At 74.4% G+C, this 17,496-nt stretch carries 16 protein-coding genes, 2 tRNA genes, 1 other RNA gene and 2 pseudogenes; 10 read left to right on the forward strand and 11 right to left on the reverse strand.

Going from position 1 to position 17,496, the window contains the following annotated elements; all coding sequences use genetic code 11:
- Nucleotides 1–72: 72 nt before the first annotated feature.
- On the reverse strand, nucleotides 73–648 hold the full coding sequence (locus MA879_RS03550) for a single-stranded DNA-binding protein (RefSeq protein WP_248123565.1): 576 nt from the start codon (nucleotides 646–648) through the stop codon (nucleotides 73–75).
- A gap of 189 nt (nucleotides 649–837) precedes the next feature.
- On the opposite strand from MA879_RS03550, the gene MA879_RS03555 reads away from it, so the two are divergent.
- Both MA879_RS03555 and MA879_RS03560 read left to right on the forward strand, forming a co-directional pair.
- Nucleotides 838–911: transfer RNA gene (locus MA879_RS03555), tRNA-Arg, on the forward strand.
- A 57-nt stretch (nucleotides 912–968) separates the two neighbouring features.
- On the forward strand, nucleotides 969–2,462 hold the full coding sequence (locus MA879_RS03560; RefSeq protein ID WP_248123567.1) for a DUF2079 domain-containing protein: 1,494 nt from the start codon (nucleotides 969–971) through the stop codon (nucleotides 2,460–2,462).
- A 19-nt stretch (nucleotides 2,463–2,481) separates the two neighbouring features.
- Here the strand turns inward: MA879_RS03560 and MA879_RS03565 are convergent, their stop codons facing one another.
- Genes MA879_RS03565 through mptB (MA879_RS03575) form a run of 3 tightly spaced genes read right to left on the reverse strand, consistent with a single transcriptional unit; the run spans nucleotide 2,482 to nucleotide 7,219 of the window.
- Nucleotides 2,482–3,858 (reverse strand): glycosyltransferase family 87 protein, encoded by a 1,377-nt coding sequence (locus tag MA879_RS03565; RefSeq protein WP_248123569.1) that lies wholly within the window; start codon nucleotides 3,856–3,858, stop codon nucleotides 2,482–2,484.
- A gap of 5 nt (nucleotides 3,859–3,863) precedes the next feature.
- Complete coding sequence (gene mptB / locus MA879_RS03570) at nucleotides 3,864–5,504, reverse strand: polyprenol phosphomannose-dependent alpha 1,6 mannosyltransferase MptB (protein ID WP_248123570.1); 1,641 nt, start codon at nucleotides 5,502–5,504, stop codon at nucleotides 3,864–3,866.
- Nucleotides 5,501–7,219 carry a polyprenol phosphomannose-dependent alpha 1,6 mannosyltransferase MptB gene (gene mptB / locus MA879_RS03575; RefSeq protein ID WP_248123574.1) on the reverse strand — a complete coding sequence of 573 codons (1,719 nt, stop codon included), beginning with the start codon at nucleotides 7,217–7,219 and terminating at the stop codon, nucleotides 5,501–5,503. The genes mptB (MA879_RS03570) and mptB (MA879_RS03575) overlap by 4 nt, the downstream gene beginning before the upstream one ends.
- A gap of 88 nt (nucleotides 7,220–7,307) precedes the next feature.
- Between mptB (MA879_RS03575) and orn the strand changes: the two genes are divergently transcribed.
- The 3 genes from orn (at nucleotide 7,308) to MA879_RS03590 (ending at nucleotide 8,672) form a co-directional block, all read left to right on the forward strand.
- Nucleotides 7,308–7,934 carry an oligoribonuclease gene (orn, locus tag MA879_RS03580; RefSeq protein ID WP_248123575.1) on the forward strand — a complete coding sequence of 209 codons (627 nt, stop codon included), beginning with the start codon at nucleotides 7,308–7,310 and terminating at the stop codon, nucleotides 7,932–7,934.
- A gap of 122 nt (nucleotides 7,935–8,056) precedes the next feature.
- A tRNA-His gene (locus MA879_RS03585) sits at nucleotides 8,057–8,132 on the forward strand.
- A gap of 216 nt (nucleotides 8,133–8,348) precedes the next feature.
- Nucleotides 8,349–8,672 carry an antibiotic biosynthesis monooxygenase family protein gene (locus MA879_RS03590; RefSeq protein ID WP_248123746.1) on the forward strand — a complete coding sequence of 108 codons (324 nt, stop codon included), beginning with the start codon at nucleotides 8,349–8,351 and terminating at the stop codon, nucleotides 8,670–8,672.
- 32 nt (nucleotides 8,673–8,704) lie between these two features.
- Here MA879_RS03590 and MA879_RS03595 read toward each other — a convergent pair.
- Nucleotides 8,705–8,914, reverse strand: a pseudogene (locus tag MA879_RS03595) (alcohol dehydrogenase catalytic domain-containing protein); the annotation flags it as partial.
- A 62-nt stretch (nucleotides 8,915–8,976) separates the two neighbouring features.
- On the opposite strand from MA879_RS03595, the gene def reads away from it, so the two are divergent.
- Nucleotides 8,977–9,597, forward strand: coding sequence for a peptide deformylase (gene def, locus MA879_RS03600; RefSeq protein WP_248123577.1), 621 nt, complete (start codon nucleotides 8,977–8,979; stop codon nucleotides 9,595–9,597).
- Between the two features lie 29 nt (nucleotides 9,598–9,626).
- Nucleotides 9,627–10,178 (forward strand): adenine phosphoribosyltransferase, encoded by a 552-nt coding sequence (locus MA879_RS03605; protein ID WP_248123747.1) that lies wholly within the window; start codon nucleotides 9,627–9,629, stop codon nucleotides 10,176–10,178.
- 105 nt (nucleotides 10,179–10,283) lie between these two features.
- Here MA879_RS03605 and MA879_RS03610 read toward each other — a convergent pair whose 3' ends face one another.
- Nucleotides 10,284–11,729 carry a glyceraldehyde-3-phosphate dehydrogenase gene (locus MA879_RS03610; protein ID WP_248123578.1) on the reverse strand — a complete coding sequence of 482 codons (1,446 nt, stop codon included), beginning with the start codon at nucleotides 11,727–11,729 and terminating at the stop codon, nucleotides 10,284–10,286.
- A gap of 136 nt (nucleotides 11,730–11,865) precedes the next feature.
- Here MA879_RS03610 and rnpB point away from each other — a divergent pair.
- Nucleotides 11,866–12,251, forward strand: an RNA gene (gene rnpB, locus MA879_RS03615) — RNase P RNA component class A.
- A 98-nt stretch (nucleotides 12,252–12,349) separates the two neighbouring features.
- Here the strand turns inward: rnpB and MA879_RS12615 are convergent.
- Together MA879_RS12615 and MA879_RS03620 are read right to left on the reverse strand one after the other, a co-directional pair.
- Nucleotides 12,350–12,799, reverse strand: a pseudogene (locus MA879_RS12615) (acyltransferase); the annotation flags it as partial.
- A 40-nt stretch (nucleotides 12,800–12,839) separates the two neighbouring features.
- Complete coding sequence (locus tag MA879_RS03620) at nucleotides 12,840–13,193, reverse strand: hypothetical protein (protein WP_248123579.1); 354 nt, start codon at nucleotides 13,191–13,193, stop codon at nucleotides 12,840–12,842.
- Between the two features lie 59 nt (nucleotides 13,194–13,252).
- On the opposite strand from MA879_RS03620, the gene MA879_RS03625 reads away from it, so the two are divergent.
- Entirely contained in the window at nucleotides 13,253–14,059 is an 807-nt protein-coding gene (locus tag MA879_RS03625; protein ID WP_248123580.1) for a YaaA family protein, read from the forward strand.
- Between the two features lie 9 nt (nucleotides 14,060–14,068).
- Here the strand turns inward: MA879_RS03625 and MA879_RS03630 are convergent, their stop codons facing one another.
- The 3 genes from MA879_RS03630 to MA879_RS03640 all read right to left on the reverse strand — a co-directional run bounded on the left by MA879_RS03630 (nucleotide 14,069) and on the right by MA879_RS03640 (nucleotide 16,763).
- Nucleotides 14,069–15,022, reverse strand: coding sequence for a reverse transcriptase-like protein (locus MA879_RS03630; RefSeq protein ID WP_248123581.1), 954 nt, complete (start codon nucleotides 15,020–15,022; stop codon nucleotides 14,069–14,071).
- An 89-nt stretch (nucleotides 15,023–15,111) separates the two neighbouring features.
- Complete coding sequence (locus MA879_RS03635) at nucleotides 15,112–15,846, reverse strand: CT398-like coiled coil hairpin domain-containing protein (RefSeq protein ID WP_248123582.1); 735 nt, start codon at nucleotides 15,844–15,846, stop codon at nucleotides 15,112–15,114.
- Nucleotides 15,843–16,763: a Nif3-like dinuclear metal center hexameric protein gene (locus tag MA879_RS03640; RefSeq protein WP_248123590.1), complete on the reverse strand. Its 921-nt coding sequence runs from the start codon at nucleotides 16,761–16,763 to the stop codon at nucleotides 15,843–15,845. Before MA879_RS03640 ends, MA879_RS03635 begins: the two co-directional genes overlap by 4 nt.
- A 93-nt stretch (nucleotides 16,764–16,856) precedes the next feature.
- Between MA879_RS03640 and msrA the strand changes: the two genes are divergently transcribed.
- On the forward strand, nucleotides 16,857–17,435 hold the full coding sequence (msrA, locus tag MA879_RS03645) for a peptide-methionine (S)-S-oxide reductase MsrA (RefSeq protein WP_248123591.1): 579 nt from the start codon (nucleotides 16,857–16,859) through the stop codon (nucleotides 17,433–17,435).
- Nucleotides 17,436–17,496: the final 61 nt, after the last annotated feature.

Genomic DNA, 17,496 nt, shown 5'->3' on the forward strand with positions numbered 1-17,496 from the left:
GGTCATCGAGCAGCGGTGGCCGAGCCGGGCCCGCGGCCGACGGGGGCGCCGGACGCCCCGGCGCCCCCTCGCTCACGCGGCGGCCGGCGGGGCGGCCTCCGTCTCGACCGTCCCGCGGCCCTGTCCGCGGTCCGGATCCGCCCCGACCGCGGCCTCGGGGGCGTCCCCGCCGCGGAACGCCTCCGGCAGCTCGCCGCCGAAGCCGTCGGGGCCCGGACGGGCGGCGTCGTCCCGGTCCTCCGCGTCGGTCCCGGCGTGCCCTGGCGTGGCCTGGCCCTCGGAGCGCCCGGGGCGCAGGTTGCGCATGAAGGCGGAGGACCCGTAGCCCAGGTCCAGGCCGACGGCGTCCGCGACCACGTCCACGGAGGTGCCGGAGCGCTCCTCGGTGCTCCAGTCCCGCACCCGCAGCCGACCGGTGACGATGACCGGGTTGCCCTTCTTCACGGACTGGGCGGTGTTGGCACCGAGCTGGCCGAACGCGGAGACGCTGTACCAGTTGGTGTGGGCGTCCACCCACATGCCGGCGTCCTTGTCGAAGCGGCGCTCCGTGGTGGCCAGGCGGAAGCCGACGACGGCGGCCCCGGAGGCGGTGTGTCGGGTGGCCGGGTCCGTGGCCACGAACCCGCGGATGGTGATGGTGTCCTGCATGGCGGTCCCTCCCTCGCTCCGCCGCGGGCCCGTGCCCAGGCGGTCGGTCTCAGCGGATCGGGCGACCCGCCTGGCCCCATCCCACCCCCCTCGGCCCCTCCGCGGGGCCGGATCCGGCTCCACGGTGGACGGGTGGTCGCCGCCGGTCGCCTGTGCAGGAGAGGGCGGCCGGTAGACTGGCGCGGCCCAGCCCCAGTAGCTCAGCTGGACAGAGCAGCGGCCTTCTAATCCGCCGGTCGGGGGTTCGAATCCCTCCTGGGGCACTCCCGCGCGTCGACGGCGTCGACGTCCCCGCCACCGAGGAGGCTCCCCTGGACCGCGTGCGCGCCTGGCTGAACCGTCCCCGCCCCGTGGTGCCGGCGGTGCGGGTCAGCCGTCGCCAGGGGCTCCAGCTGGGACTCGTGCTCGCACTGTCCGCGGCGGTGAGCGTCACGCACTCCTTCCTGCGCTACGCGACGTACGAGGCGAAGGGCTACGACCTCGGCATCTTCGACCAGGTGGTCCGCCAGTACGCTCTCCTGAACGCCCCGCTCAGCTCGGTGAAGGGGGTGGACTTCCACATCCTCGGCGACCACTTCCACCCGATCCTGGCGCTGCTGGCACCCGCGTACTGGATCTGGCCGGACCCCCGGATGCTGGGGATCGTCATGGCCGCCGCCCTGTGCCTCGCCGCCGTGCCGGTCTACCTGTTCGCCCGCCGGCGCCTCCCTCACGGCTGGGCCCTGACGGCCGCGGCCGCCCTCCTGCTGTCCTGGCCGTTCCAGGCGATGGTGAACTGGGACTTCCACGAGATCACCCTCGGCGTGCCGATCCTCGCCTGGCTGGTGTGGGCGATCGACGGCCGGCGTCCCTGGCTCGCACTCGGCCTCGGAGTCCTGCTGCTGACCGTGCGCGAGGACATGGGCGTCACGCTGTGCGCCGTCGGACTGGTGCTCGCGCTGCGCCGACACCGGGTGCAGGCCGGGCTCGCGGTGGTGCTCGGCCTGTCCGGCTACTGGTTCGCCACCTCCGTGGTGATCCCCCACTACTCCCCCACCGGCGGGTTCGGCTACTGGCAGTTCCAGGCGCTGGGCCCGGACATGGGCTCCTCGCTCCTGACGATCCTCACCCGGCCATGGGAGGCCGTGGCCGCGCTGGTGGACCACCCCCTCAAGCTGGCGCTCTGGCTGCTGCACCTCGTCCCGCTGCTGCTCCTGCCCCTGCTGAGCTCGCTGACGCTCATGGCGCTGCCGATCCTGCTCTCCCGCCTCTGGAACGACCGACTCAACGTGTGGGCCCCCGTCTACCAGTACGACGCGATCCTGGCCCCCGTCCTCCTGATGGCGGCCCTCGAGGCGGCCGTGCGCCTGGCGGACCGCTTCCCCGCCGTCCGCCGACTCCCGCAAGTCCTCCTCTCCTGGACGCTGGCCGTCGGCGTCGTGGGCACCGCCGCCTTCCCCCAGGTGTACCCGTACCACCGCACCCTCACCGGGGACATGGCGGTCACGCAGCATGCGCGGGACCTGGCCCATGCGGTCTCCCTCGTCCCGGACGACGTGTGCGTGGAGGCCGCCGACAACGCCGTGCCGCACCTCACCGCGCGCACCCACGTGGGCCTGCACGGGGACATCGGGGACGAGCTGTCCACCTGGATGATCGTCGACACGTCGGTGGAGGAGCTCGGCGGATGGGACCCGCTCACCCCCGCCCAGGCGCTGGAGCGTGCCGATCGCCTCGGGTTCGAGGTCGTCTGGGCCGAGCGCGACGTCGTCGTGCTCCGCCACCCGGCGCGCGGGGTCTCCCCCGTGTGCTCGACCTACCTCGAACACCGCTGAGGCCGGCCCTGCCCGGGGCTCAGGCGCGCTGCCGCCCGCGGCCGGCCGGCGGCAGCAGGAACCGGTCTGCCGCTCCCGCGAAGACGCCCGCGCCCGGGTCCTCGGCCGCGCCGGAGGGCAGCGGGTCGACGCCGTCCGCGAGCGCGGCACGGCGCACCGGGTCGCGGGAGGGGTCGAGGATGTCTCGCACCACCGTGGCCATGATCCAGACGAGGGCCAGCACGTGCGCCACGATGCCGGAGGCGTACCAGCCGGTGATCCACCAGGCGCCGTCCGCGAAGGCGCCGCCGGAGGTGATGCGGGCGGACTCCATCCACACCCCGCCCCAGTGGTAGACCTCGATCGCCTGCCAGATCCAGAACTGCCGCCACCGCGGGTTCGCCAGGACCACCAGCGGGATCAGCCACATCACGAACTGCGGCGAGTACACCTTCCCCCACAGGAGGAACGAGGCCACGATCAGCAGGCACAGCTGGGCCACCCGCGGCCGGTGCCGGGCGGCCACGCCCAGGTAGGCGATCGCCGCGCAGCACAGGGCGAACATCCCGTTCTGCAGGGTGGAGAACGTGGAGCCGGACCACCCGGTCCAGGACAGGGCCAGCCACGTGGAGGAGAAGGAGACCTCGCGGTCCCCCGAGAAGGTGTAGAACCGGGACCACTGGTCGAACGCGGTGAGCATGAAGGGCACGTTCACGGCGAGCCACGCGGCCACGCCGGTGCCGAGGGCGGTGAGGAATCCGCGCCAGCGACCGGTGCGGATCGCGAGCACCAGCAGGGCCCCGTAGAAGAACAGCGGGTAGAGCTTCATGGCGGCGCCCAGCCCGAGCAGCAGGCCGGAGAGCGCCGGCCGGTCCTCAGACCAGGCCCACAGCGCCAGCGCGGCCAGCATCACGGCCCACAGGTCCCAGTTCAGCAGGGACGTGAGGATGATCCCGGGCGCCACCGCCACCAGGAGGGCGTCCCGGGAGCGACCACGGGCGGTGTACGCCGTGGCCAGCACGACGACCATCCAGCACAGGGTGACGCCGACGGCGTTGATGTCGAAGTACGCCACGGTGCGCTCGTGGAGGGAGCCGTCCGCGGGCACCAGCCAGGAGGTCACGCCCGCCACCACGGCGAGCAGGGCCGGGTACTCCATCCACTGCTCCTCCGGCAGGGGCGTGTAGAAGGGGAAGTAGCCCTCGGCGAGGCCGCGCGTGGGGAACAGCTGGGCGAAGTCGGAGTAGCACAAGTGGACGTGCACGTCCGGGGCGGCCCACCCGTTCAGGCGGCACCACTGCTTGGTCAGGAGCGCGACGACGGCGGCCACCGCCGTGACGGCGGTCAGCAGGCCGACCCACCGCCGTGAGGGTCGGCCGGTGGGGCGGAGCGCTGCGGTGCGGGGATGGGAGCTCACGGGTCTCACTCCTGGACGGGATCGGCGGGGCGGGCGGGGGCGGACACGGGCGCCCGGGGCTCGATGGTCTCATCCGGGGGCATGCCCCGGCGGCGGGGGAAGACGGCGGAGGTGACCGGGTCACCGCGCACGATCCACCACGTGGCGCCGAGCGCCGCGGCGGCGGCGACCGCCCGGACGAGCCACAGGGGCAGCCACTGCGCCACGGACAGCTGGTCCACCACCCCCACGGCGGTCAAAGCCAGGACGGCGGCGGCCGTCACCCACCCGAGCCACCGAGGGCGGCCGGCCGGGCCCGGCATCGGTCGCGGGGCACACGCCAGCAGGGGCAGCACCCACAGCAGGTACCACGGCTGGACGATCGGAGCCGCCAGGATCGCCACCACGAGGACCGCGGCGGACGCGGCCAGCGGCTCGGGGGCGCGGCGACGCAGGGCGAGCCATGCGGTGAACGCGAGCGTCACGGCGGTGAGCAGGGTGTAGAACCAGCCGGCCACCTGCCGGGCCGGCAGCGGGGAGACGGCGTCGACCGCCCAGCCCAGAGCCAGGCCCACCAGGCCGGCCGGGGCGTACGGGAAGGCCGCGTCGCCGCTCGTGGTCATGGCGCGCACCCACCCGAACCACAGCCCGGAGAGCGCGCCGAGGACCGTCAGCACGGCGAGCGCCGCCGTCGCCGTGGTGATCCACGGCCCCAGCCGGCGGGTGCGCCGCATTCGCGGGGCACCCGGCTGGAACGGCGCCGCCCCGGCGGGCAGGAGCAGGCCCACGAAGGGCAGCAGGAGCGCGGTGAGCGGCTTGATCGCGACGGACAGGGCCACCAACACGATCCCCCCCAGCGCCGTCACCCGACGGCGCGGGGTTCGGACCATGAGGGCGAGCCCCGCCAGGAGCAGACCCATCATGAGCGCGTCGTTGTGCGCGCCGGCCACCATGTAGAGCAGGAACAGCGGATTGGCCACCACGACCCACACCGCCCACGGGCCGCACCGACCGCCCGACGCGGCCAGGCGCGGCAGGGCCCACGCGCACAGGCCCATCCCCGTGAGCGCGAGCAGCCGGAACGCCGTCACGGACAGCTCCACCTGCCCCCCGGTCACGTGCCACGTCCCCTCCGCGAGCAGCAGGAACAGCGGGCCGTACGGGGAGGGCGACTCGGCCCACAGCGAGTCGGCGCCCTGCATGAACCAGCCCGGCAGGCGGGACACGCCGCTCTGGTACGGGTCCAGGCCCAGGAAGAGCAGCCGCCCCTGCTGGAGGTAGGAGAACACGTCCCGGGAGAAGATCGGCAGGGCGAGCATCAGGGGCGCAGACCACAGCCACGCGGCCCGCGCGGGCAGTCGGGCGTGGTCCTCCCAGCGGCCGTCCAGGGCCCGGCCCAGCCGCAGCCACGCCCGCACCAGCCCGAACGTGCCCAGGGCCAGCAGCACCGCGCACGCGATCACCCCCGGCAGACCGGTGCGCAGCGGCACCAGCAGGGTGGAGCCGGAGAACGCCGACGACGGCGTCATCGGCAGCCAGCCCACGCCCCACGAGGCCGCCATCACCGCCAGTGACGCCACGAGCCCCTCGCGCACGGTGCTGTGCGGGTCGGGCCGGGCCTGCCCCCGGGGGCGGGCCGTGGAGCCGGCGCCCGAGGGGCGGCTCATCGCGGCCCCGGTGGCCGGCCGGCGTCGTCGGCGTCCGGCACGCGGGCCACGGGGTGGGGCCGGGTGCGGACTGCGTCGTCGGAGGGGCGCCGGCGTAGGCGGCGGACGCCCTCGCGCAGGGCGGGACGCACGTGCCAGCGGTCCTTGATGAACCGGCTCGTGCGCCGGTCCACCACGAGGATCCACGCGAGGCTGACCACGGAGACGGCCAGGGAGATCGCCTCCACCTCGCCGGCCAGGTCCAGGAACTGCCACGTGAACAGCTGGTCGGAGGCGCCGAAGGCCAGGAAGTAGCCCACCGTGAGCACGACCCACTTGACCTGCCAGTTGTCCCGGATCCCCAGCACCGCGAAGAACGGCAGGAGCCACAGCAGGTACCACGGCTGGATGATCGGCGAGAGCACCACCAGGGCGGTGAACGCCCAGGTCATGCGGGTCATCACCCGGTTCTGCCGGCCCACGAACATGAGCGCGAGCACGATCAGCACGGACAGCACGCGCCCGGCGGTCTTGTAGACGCCCTCGATCGCCTGCAGGTCGGGTTGGCCGCCGGCGAGGCCCACGAGGCTCTCGGTCGCCTTGGAGAGCATGCCGATCGGCGCCCAGAGGACGGTGCCGGACCCCGTTCCGGCCATGACGGCCACCCAGCCGAAGCCGAACCCGTTCACCATGCCCACCACGGCCATCAGGCCGAAGGACACGGCCGCGGTCACGCCCCAGTACACGAACCGTCGCGGCCAGTCCGCGTGCGGTCCGGCCCAGAGCAGGCCGATGAAGGGCAGCAGGACGAGGGTGATCGGCTTGACGCCCAGGGACGCCGTCACCAGCGCGACGCCGGCCAGGCCCCAGGCCGCGCCCGCCCGGGCGGGCTGGGGGCGGCGGGGGTGGCCGGCCCGCAGCGCACACCAGACGCCGGCCAGCGCCAGGCCCACCATGAGGGCGTCGTTGTGGCCGGAGGCCACGAAGGAGATGGTGAACAGCGGATTGGCCGCGGAGACCCACTGCGCCCAGGCCCCGTTGACGCCCAGGCGCCGGGCCAGCAGCGGCACGAACACCATGGTGAGGACGACCCCGGCCACCGCGACGAGCCGGAAGAGGAGGATCGCAAGGTCCGGGTCCGTGTCCCCGGAGATGCGGACGACCGCCTCCTCGATCCAGAGGAACACGGGGCCGTAGGGGGTCTCGGAGTCCGCCCACGTGGCGTCCGCGCCGAGCTGGAACCAGTTGGACAGGGAGGAGATGGCGTCCTCGTACGGGTCCTGGCCGGCGACCATCAGCCGTCCCTGGCCCACGTACGCGAAGATGTCCCGGCTGAAGATGGGCAGCGCGACCACCATGGGCAGGCACCACAGGGCCGTCGCCAGGTTCACGACGCGCAGCGCCCCGGGACCGAACGGCCGCAGGGTCTGCCCCAGCCGGAGCCAGGCCCAGAACATCACCCAGCAGCCCAGGGTCAGCAGGACCGTCCCGGCACGGACGCCGGACTCCTGCGTGCGCCACGGGATGAGCCACTCCCAGCGGTTGATGGGCGAGGCGGAGGCCAGCCAGCCGACGCTGAAGGACCCGGCCACGAGCAGGAGGGAGCCGATCAGGCCCACCGCCACCGGCCAGCCGGAGCGGCCCGCGGTCATCGGGTCGCTGCGCAGCCCGCCGACGCCGATGTACTCGGGGCGGGACCGCGCGGACCCGGACGGCGATGAGGCCGGCACGCTCATGCGGCGGTGTCCTTCCATGGGCACGTCGGGGCCCCGTTCCGGGGCTCCCGGGAATCTACCACCGGCGCCCGCGAGTAGCCTTGGCGCCATGAGCGAGACGAGCACCCCCGCACAGGACGCCGCCCCCCTGGTCTGGATCGACTGCGAGATGACCGGCCTGGACCCGGACGTGGACGAGCTGGTGGAGGTGGCGGTCCTGATCAGCGACGCGGAGCTGAACGTCCTGGACGAGGGCATCGACCTGGTGATCCGCCCCTCCGCCGCCGCCGTGGCGCAGATGGACCCGTTCGTCCGGGACATGCACACCTCCTCCGGGCTCATCGAGGAGCTCGAGGACGGGCTCGCCCTCGACGACGCCGCCGCCCGCGTCCTCGCCTATCTCACTGAACGCGTCCCGGCCGGCAGGGCCCTGCTGGCCGGCAACTCGGTGGGACAGGACAAGCTCTTCCTCTCGCGGTACATGCCCGACGTGGTCGGGCACCTGCACTACCGGATCGTGGACGTCTCCACCGTCAAGGAGCTGGCCCGCCGCTGGTACCCGCGCGCCTACTTCCAGGCCCCCGCCAAGACCGGCGGCCACCGGGCCCTGGGCGACATCCGCGACTCGATCACCGAGCTGCGGTACTACCGCGAGACCGTCCTGGCTCCCGCCCCCGGCCCGACCACCGAGGAGGCGAAGGCCGCCGCGGCGCGCGTGGCGCCGTCGTCGTCCTGAACCCGGACGCGACTGCACGGGGACCCTCGGCCGACACCCCGGGCCGGTTCGCCGGTCGGCTTGATCGTGGTGTACAGTCTTCCCCGTTGCTCCGGGCGGTCCGCCGCTCGGACGTCGACATGGTGGGCGTAGCTCAGTCGGCAGAGCGTCTGGTTGTGGTCCAGAAGGTCGCGGGTTCAATCCCCGTCGCTCACCCCATCGAGGCCCCCGGGATCCTGGGGGCCTCGTCGTGTCTCAGGCGCTATGGTCGGCCGCCCTGGTGAGCGCCTGGGCGCGGTACCTCCGCGCAGACCGGGATCGATCCGGCGGCACGGCGCGCGGGCCGGCCGGAGGTCGCGCGTGGATCGGCGGGTCGCGGCGTCGCCCCGGCACCGTGCGCCGACCGTCGAGGAGGCTGACGAGTCCGCCGTCTGGATCAACGCCATCACCGTGCCGCAGGGCCAGGGCCCCGAGCTGGAGAAGCGGTTCGCCGCCCGCCAGCACTCGGTGGACAGGGAGCCCGAGTTTGAGGGGTTCCAGCTGCCGCGTCCCACCGCGGGTGAGGACCGCCACCTCGTGGTCACCCCGTGGACCTCGGAGGAGGCCCTCATCGCGTGGCGGGACGGACTCATGCAGGCCGGACACGCCGCGGAGCGTGCCGGCCGCGGCGCCCGCAGGGGCGCCGCGGCGACGGGTCAGGATGCGGTGACGACGACCTTCAGCGCCTTCTCCTCGGCGGCGCGGCCGAAGGTGCCGTAGGCCTGCTCCCACTCGTCGAAGGTGAACCGGTGGGTGACGACGCCGACGCCCTCGTGCCCGAGGATGCGGCCCTCGGTCACGGCGGGCACGCCGCCCGTGAGGATGTGCAGATCGGTGCCGCAGATGGTGGTGGTCTCGATGGTGGCGATCGCGTCGGTGGGGTCCTGGATCGTGGGGTCCGGGACGTCCTCCCAGCGGGCGTCACCCGCCGATCCCCACGTTGGACCCGCCCCCGGCCGCAGGGAACGTCTCACCGGTAGACTCTGCGGGTCCCGTCCCGCCTCCGTCGAATGGACCCCTCCCCGTGCCTGCCATCCGCCCCATCACCGTCTACGGCGAGCCCGTGCTGCACACCCGCGCGGCCGAGGTCGAGGTGATCGACGACGCCGTCCGCGAGCTGGTGGAGGACATGTACGTCACGCAGGAGGCCGCCCGCGGCGTCGGCCTGGCCGCCCCGCAGGTGGGCGTGGGCCTGCGCATCTTCACGTGGACCTTCCCGGACACCCAGGAGGCCCCGAACGTGGGCCACGTGATCAACCCGGTCCTGACGCTCCTGGCCAAGCCCGCTCAGGGCGACCCGGACCCCCACGAGGACACCGAGGGCTGCCTGTCCGTCCCGGGTCACGGCTTCCCCCTGCTGCGCTCGGACCACGTGCGGGTGACCGGTCAGCGCGTGGACGGCGAGCTGCTCGACTTCGAGGCCCGCGGCTGGTTCGCGCGCATCATGCAGCACGAGTACGACCACCTCAACGGCACTCTCTACGTCAATCGGCTCGAGGGCAAGTGGGCCCGGCGGTGGAAGCGGGCGCAGCGCGCCGAGCGGCTCCATGTGCCGGGCGTGACCTGGCTGCCGGGGTCCGATCCGGACCCGTTCGGCCACGACGCCGAGGACCATGACCACGCCCACGGGGACGGCGCGCAGTGAGCACCCCCGCCGAGCACGCGACCGTCGGCCTGACCGCACCCGCCGCCGCCCTCCCCGCCCCGCGGCGGGCGGCGCTCGAGCGCGCCGCGGCCCTGTTCCGCGCCGTGCCCGACTTCCCCGCCCCCGGCGTCGTGTTCCAGGACGTCACGCCCGTGCTCGCCGACGCGGCCGCACTGCGCGCGGTGGTCGAGGAGATGATCGCCCCCTACGCCGGCCGATTCGACGCCGTCGCCGGCCTGGACGCCCGCGGTTTCCTGCTGGCCGGCTTCGCGGCCGCGCTCACCGACACGGGGGTGCTCCCCCTGCGCAAGGCGGGCAAACTGCCGGTGACCGCGGGGCAGGTGGCCTACGAGCTGGAGTACGGCAGCGCCGCCCTCGAGGCCGCCCCCGAGCTGGCCGTGCCCGGTCTGCGCGTCCTGGTGCTCGACGACGTCCTCGCCACCGGGGGCACCCTCGCCGCCGCCCACGAGCTGATCGCCGCCTGCGGCGCCGAGATGGCGGGCTCCGCCGTCGTGCTGGAGGTGGCCGGCCTGGACGGCCGCGCCCGCGTCCCCGAGACCCTGGCGCTGTTCACGGCCTGAGACCCTGCCGCAGGTCCGCGCCCGACCCCGGACGCGCCGCGGCCCCGCCGTCGGAGAGGCGACGGGGCCGCGGTGGGCAGGCTCCCCCTGGGGAGCCTGGCCCGGTCAGGCCCGCGGGAAGGACGGCACCTGCTGGCCGGCCATCTTCTCCGCGACGCGGATCACCTGGTGGGAGTAGCCGTACTCGTTGTCGTACCAGACGTACAGGATGGCGTTGCGGCCCTCGTTGTTGACGAGGGTCGCGAGGCCGTCCACCACGCCGGCACGGTCGGAGCCGACGAAGTCGGTGGACACGACCTCCGGGGAGTCGACGTAGCCGACCTGGCCACGCAGCTCGCCGGTGAGGGACTCCCGCTTGAGGCGGGAGTTCAGCTCCTCGACGGTGACGGGCTTCTGCAGGGCCAGGTTCAGGATGGCCATGGAGACGTCCGGGGTGGGGACGCGGATGGCGTTGCCGGAGAGCTTGCCCTTCAGCTCGGGCAGCGCCTTGGCCACGGCCTTGGCGGCGCCGGTCTCGGTGATCACCATGTTCATCCCGGCGGCACGGCCACGACGGGCGCCCTTGTGGAAGTTGTCCACGAGGTTCTGGTCGTTGGTGTACGCGTGGACGGTCTCCACATGGCCGTAGTCGATGCCGTACTCGTCCTGGAGGACCTTGAGCACCGGGGTGATGCCGTTGGTGGTGCAGGAGGCGGCGGAGACGATGGTGTCCTCGTCCGTGATCTCGTCCGAGTTCACGCCGAACACGATGTTCTTCATCTCGCCCTTGCCCGGGGCGGTGAGGAGGACCTTCTTGACGCCCGCGGACTCCAGGTGCTGGGCGAGCCCGGCGTCGTCGCGCCAGCGTCCGGTGTTGTCGATCACCAGGGCGTCCTGGATGCCGTACGCGGGGTAGTCCACCGAGGTCGGGTCGGACGAATAGATGACCTGGATCTCCGTGCCGTTGGCCGTGATGACCTCGCGCTCCTCGTCCACGGTGATGGTGCCGTCGAACGGACCGTGGATGGAGTCGCGGCGCAGCAGCGAGGCGCGCTTGACCAGGTCGTCCTCCGAGTTCTTGCGCACGACGACGGCGCGCAGCCGAAGCTTGGACCCGCCCCCGGCGTGGTCCAGGAGGATGCGGGCCAGGAGGCGGCCGATGCGGCCGAAGCCGTACAGCACCACGTCCGTCTGCTGACCGAGCCCCTCGCCGGACTTGCCCGTGACGTCCGCCAGCTCGGCGTCGAGGAAGGCCTGCACGTCCTGGCCGGAGGCGGTGTGCTTCTTGGCCAGCTCGGCCAGGTCGATGCTCGCGGCGCCCAGGTCCATGCCGGCCATGGCCTCCACGAGCGGGTAGGTGGCCTCCACGCTCAGCGGTTCGTCCTGCACGCGGCGGGCGTAGCGGTGCGCCTTGATGATGTCGATCACGCCGCGGTGCACGAGGGAGCGCCCGTAGATGGAGGTCACCACGTTGCTCTCGCGGTAGAGGGTGCCCAGGAGGGGGACCATCTTCTCGGCGAGCTCCTGCTGGATGTTCCACTCGCGGGTCTGGGTCGGGGCGGTGTCTGCCACGGGAGTCCTTCCTGAAAGCCTGAGGGGCCCGTCCGGGGATGGCCCGTCCGGGACCTCGTCGTCCGCGGACGGCGCCATTCTATGCGGAGCCCGTCCGGCCCGGACGCGGGCGCCGCCCGGTAGACTGGCGGCCGGGACGGACCGGCGGACGGCCGCGTGCCCGCTCTTCACGGAGCGGGTGCGAGGAAAGTCCGGGCACCGCAGAGCGGGATGGTGGACAACATCCACCCGGGGTGACCCGCGGGCCAGTGCAACAGAGAGCAGACCGCCTCCGCGCCTCGTGCGCGGCGGTAAGGGTGAAACGGTGGTGTAAGAGACCACCAGCGGCCCCGGTGACGGGGTCGGCTCGGTAAACCCCATCCGGTGCAAGGCCGAACAGGGCGCGTCATGAGGGCTGCTCGCCCCAGCGTCCGGGTTGGCCGCTCGAGCCCGTCAGTGATGGCGGGCCCAGATGGATGGCCGTCACCTCGTCCGCGGCGACGCGGCGAGGCACAGAACCCGGCTTACAGCCGGTCCGTCCCCTCGCCCGGCTCGGTGCCCTCCACGGGGAGGTCCTTGAGGCGCTTCGCCGGCACGCCCCCATAGACCCCGTCCGGCTCCGTGTCCTCCGTGACGACGGCGCCCGCCGCCACCACGCAGCCCCGCGCCACGGTGACTCCCGGCAGCACGAGCGCCCCCAGGCCGATCCAGCAGCCGTCCTCGATCGTCACCGGCTGCCGCAGGGTGGCCCCCGCGCGGTGGCGGCTCGGGCCGATCTCATGCGTGTGGCACTCGAGGCGCACGCCGGGGGCGAGGGCGACGTCGTCGCCGATGGTGACGCAGCGGTCGATCCGCACGTCCGCGTCGACCCAGCCGCGCGCTCCGATCACGGCGCCGGGCTGGATGCGGGCGGTGGGGTGCACCGTGGTGGAGTCGTGCACCGTGACGCCGGAGCGGCGCAGGCTCTCGCGCACGGCCTCGGGGGTGTCGGCGGACGTCCGGGCGGCGGCGGCGTCGCGCGCCGTGACGGCCGCGGCGCGGACGAGACCGCGCAGGCGCGCCGCTGGGCGGAGGGGATCGATCCTGGTCATGGCCACAGCGTAGGCCGGGCCGGCCCCGTCCGCCGAGGACTCAGAGGTCGTCGGCCGCGCGCTCGAAGTCGAGGACGTAGACGTGGTCGGTCTCGCCCCGGGCCACGAGGCGGTATCCGTAGGACTCCCCGATCCTCACGAGGCGGGCCGGCGTGGGCCGGCGGCGGTCCTTCGGCCACTCGAGGCGGGCGCGCGGGGTCCCGGGGAACGTGCGCTCGCGCAGGCGGCGCTCGAGGTCCGACTCCTCATGGTCCCGTCCGCTCGAGCGCACGCCGAGCCAGAAGGCCAGCCCCACCACCAGCAGGACGGCCGGGAACACCCAGGCGAAGACGTCCATCGCGTCCATGGGCGATTCCTTCCGATCGTCGGCGCCGGCCGGGTGGTCGGGGCGCACGGGTCCACCCTGCCAGGACCGCGCCCGGAGTGCACGAGGGCCCGCCGTACGCTGGAGGGATGCTGATCCTGCTCCCGCCCTCCGAGGGCAAGACCGCCCCCCGCTCCGGTGCGCCCCTGGACCTGGACGCGCTCGCCCTGGCCGACGCCGACGGCGTCACGTCCGCCCGCCGGGAGCTGCTGGCACGGCTGGCCGAGGTGTCCGCACGGGACGACGCGGCGACGCTCCTGGGCGTGGGCGCCTCCCTCGCGGACGAGGTCGCGGCCAACACTCGCCTGGACTCGGCCCCCGCCGCCCCGGCGCGCCGGGTCTACACGGGCGTGCTGTTCGAGGCCCTGGACCTCGCCTCCCTCTCCCCCGCCGCCCGGCGCCGGGCGGGCACGGACGTCCTCATCTCCTCCGCGCTCTTCGGGGCGACGACGCCGGCCGACCGCGTCCCCGCGTACCGCCTGCCGATCGGGGCGCGGCTGCCGGACCTGCCGGGGCTGGCCGCATGGTGGCGGCCGGTCCTCGCACCGGCTCTGGACGCGCACGCCGCCTCGCGCGGCGGGCCCGTGGTGGACTGCCGCTCGGGCGGGTACGCGGCGCAGTGGAGGGCGCCGGCCGAGCGCACGCTCACGGTGGACGTGTTCCAGCTGCGCGGCGGCGAGCCCACCGTGGTCTCGCACCACGCCAAGCACACCCGCGGCCTCGTGGCGCGGGCGCTGCTCGAGGCCGGCCCTCGCGCGGCGGGGACGCTGGAGCGGGCGGCCGACGTCGTCGCCCGGGCCGGCGCCGCGGACGGGCCGCACGCCTGGGAGGTCGATCTGGTCCCGCCGGCCGGGCGCCGCCCGGGCTCCCTGCGCGTGGTGCTGCCGGAGGGCTGACGGAACGGGTCAGCGGCGCCCGGCCACCAGCTCCACCTCGAAGCCGTCCGCGGTCTCCAGGTAGGCCGCGTAGTGGTCCCGCCCGCCGGCGAACGGGTGGCGGTCGGCGAAGAGCAGCGTGAAGCCTCGCTCCTGTGCCCGCTCGGCGAGCCGGTCGACGTCCGCCCGGGACCCGGCGCGGAACGCCAGGTGGTTCAGCCCGGGGCGCAGGCGGTCGTGCCGGCCGGCGGCGACATCCCGACCGGACTCCAGGACCAGGTACTCGCCCGCCCCGCGGTAGGTGCTCCCCTCCGCCCAGGCGTCGCCGGGCACGTAGCCCAGCTGCTCGAACAGCCACCCCAGCGAGGCCCGGGCCGCCTCCAGGTCCGCGACCCAGATCTCCACGTGGTGCAGCCGGCCCGTGGGACTCGCCGTCCCGCCGACCGGCTCCGGCTCCGGTGCGGCGGCCGGCGCGTCGGCGTCGTCGTCCCGATCCGGGGCGCGGTCGGGCTGGGGAGCGGCGGGCGCCGTGACGGGCACCTCGGAGGCTCCCGGGTCCCACCGCCCGCCGCGGGCACCGGCGTCCATGGCCTCGTTGGACAGACGGTCGGCGTCCTTGTTCTGCGCCCGCGGGATCCACTCGTAGGTGACCTGCGCCGGCGGCAGGACACCGCGGGCCGTCGTGGCGAGGCGGCGCATGTCCTCGTGCTTGATCTTCCAACGCCCGGACATCTGCTCCACCACGAGCTTCGAGTCCATCTTCACGTGCACGCGCGCGCGCGGGTCGATCGCCTTGGCCATCTCCAGCCCGGCCACGAGCCCGGAGTACTCGGCCACGTTGTTGGACGCCTTTCCCAGCGGGGCCGCGTCGGTCATCAGGACGTCCCCCGTGGCGGGGTCGCGGACCAGCGCCCCGTACCCGGCGACGCCGGGGTTGCCGCGGGAACCACCGTCCGCCTCGACCTGCAGGACACGCTGGGCCATGCCGACCTCCCTCTCGAGCACCGTGCCCGGGGCCGTCCCGGACGCGGTGCCCCACTCTAGTGGCGGGGCACCCCCGGGCCGGCGGCCGGTCAGACCCGGACGACGACGACGCCCGTCTCCGGGTCCTGCGCCACCGCGTCCGGGGGGAGTCGGGTGATGGCGTCCAGGTCCGCCGGGGACAGCTCCGTGCCGGACGCGCTGGTGTGCCGGCCCTCGAGCCGCGCGGCGCCGACGCCGCCGTTGCGTTCCCGCGCCGTGTCATACAGGTCCAGCAGCGCGGCGGGGATCCGTCCGGCCACCCCGGTGCGGCGGCCGGTCAGCTCCCGTCCCTGCTGGGTGACACGGGCCCCCTCGGCCCGCACGGCGGCGGTGCGGTGGGCCACCGCCCGGCGGGCGTCATCCGCCGCGGCACGGGCCTCGGCCACGGCGGCGTCGGCGGCGTCCGCGGCCTCCATCGCGGCCAGCGCGGCGTCCTCGTGCTCGGCGAGGAGGGATTCGAGCGTGGCGAGCTCGTGCTGCAGCCCCACGAGCTCCTTGGCGGAGCCCTCCCCGGACTCCAGGCGGGCGCGGGTGCGGTCCCGCCGGGCCCGGGTGGTGGTGGCCTTCTCCGAGGCGTGGGCCGCGGCGGCGTCCACCTCGGCCTTCGACGCCTCCCGTTCGGCCACGGCCGCCTCGGCGTCGGCGAGGGTCTTCCGCAGGCGGGCGAGCTCCGGGTCGGCGCGCAGTCCGGCGAGGGTCTGCCGCGCGCGGGCGATCTGGAGGTCCAGCTGCTGGAGCTCGAGCAGGCGCGCCTGCTCGGCGGGGGTCGCGGTCACGGCGGTCACGGGCGACCACCGCCGCCGACGAGCAGGTCCCACGGGTCGGTGACGTGTGCGGACACGACGGTGTCCACCGCGAACCCGTCCGCCTCGAGGGCCTCGCGCAGGGCGTGTGCGCCGTCCGCCAGCCACAGCCACTCGCCCGCGAAGTGCGCCACGTCCACGAGGGCCGGGCGGCCGTCTGCGAGCAGCGCCGTCTCGCGCGCCTCCGAGGCCGGGTGGTGGCGCAGGTCCGAGGTGACGTAGACGTCGGCGTCGGCGGCACGGACGGCGTCGAACAGCCCGTCCCCCGCGCCGCCGCACACGGCCACCCGGCGCACCTCGGCGTCCAGGTCGCCGGCCACGCGGACGCCGCCCGCGGTGGCGGGCACGACGGCGGCCACCCGTTCGGCGAAGCCGCGGAGGCTCACGGGGGATTCGAGCTCCCCCACGCGTCCGATACCCGTGTCGCCGTCGCCGCCGGCGGACGGGGCGAGCGGGCGCACGCCCGTCACGCCCAGGCGCCGGGCGATGGCATCGGAGACGCCTCCGACCGCTGAGTCCGCATTGGTGTGCGCGGCCACCAGCCCGATGCCGTGCTCGATGAGCGTGTGCACCACGGCGCCCTTCGCCGCACCGGAGTGTCCGCCTGCGGCCACGGTGGTGGCACCGCGCAGCAGCAGGGGGTGGTGGGTGAGGAGGAGGTCCGCACCGAGCTCCACGGCCTCGTCCGCCACGGCCTGGACCGGGTCCACCGCGAACAGGATTCGGCGCACGGGCGCGTCCGGGCGTCCGACCACGGGCCCGACGGCGTCCCAGGACTCCGCAAGCGAGGCGGGCCACAGGCGCTCGATGACGGCCGTCACCTGGGCGAGCGTGGGCGGGTCCGAGCGGTTCTCCGAGACGGAGCCTCCGCCCGGCGGGGAGTGGTCCGGGACGGTCATGGGCACCATCATGCACCCCCCTCGGCCGCCGCACAGCACCGAAACGCCTCCTCGTGCGGGAATGGATCCGGGGCGGCCGTTGCTGTGTCCCCCATGACCCAAGCCCCGGCCCCCGACGCAACCGCTGCCCCGCCCGCCGACGTCCGTGAGCTCACCCTGGCCGGCGGCTGCTTCTGGTGCCTGGACGCCGTCTACCGGAGGGTCCGCGGCGTGCTGGGCGTCGAGTCCGGGTACACCGGCGGGCGGACCGCCGCGCCGGACTACGAATCGGTGTGCACCGGCACCACGGGCCACGCCGAGGCCGTGCGCGTGCGGTTCGACGCCGCCGTCGTGCCCGCCGAGGTGATCATGGACCTGTTCTTCACGGGCCATGACCCCACCTCCCTGAACCGCCAGGGCGCGGACGTGGGCACGCAGTACCGCTCGGCCGTGTTCGCCCGGGACGAGGCCGAGGCGGAGTTCTTCCGCGCGCAGATCGCGCGGGCGCAGGAGCTCTTCGACCGGCCGATCGTCACCACCGTGGAGCCGGCCGGCGCATGGTACCCGGCTGAGCCCGTGCATCAGGACTTCTACGCGCGGCAGCCGTTCAACGGCTACTGCCGTGTGGTGATCGACCCGAAGCTGGCCCGGGTGCGCCAACGCTACGCCGCGTGGCTCTCGCCCGACGCCTGACCCGCCGACCTCGCTAGCCTGACCGGACCACTTCCATCCCCCTCGAGCCCCCAGGAGGCAG

The organism is Micrococcus lacusdianchii (genome assembly GCF_023155805.1).
GTDB classification, from domain to species: domain Bacteria; phylum Actinomycetota; class Actinomycetes; order Actinomycetales; family Micrococcaceae; genus Micrococcus; species Micrococcus lacusdianchii.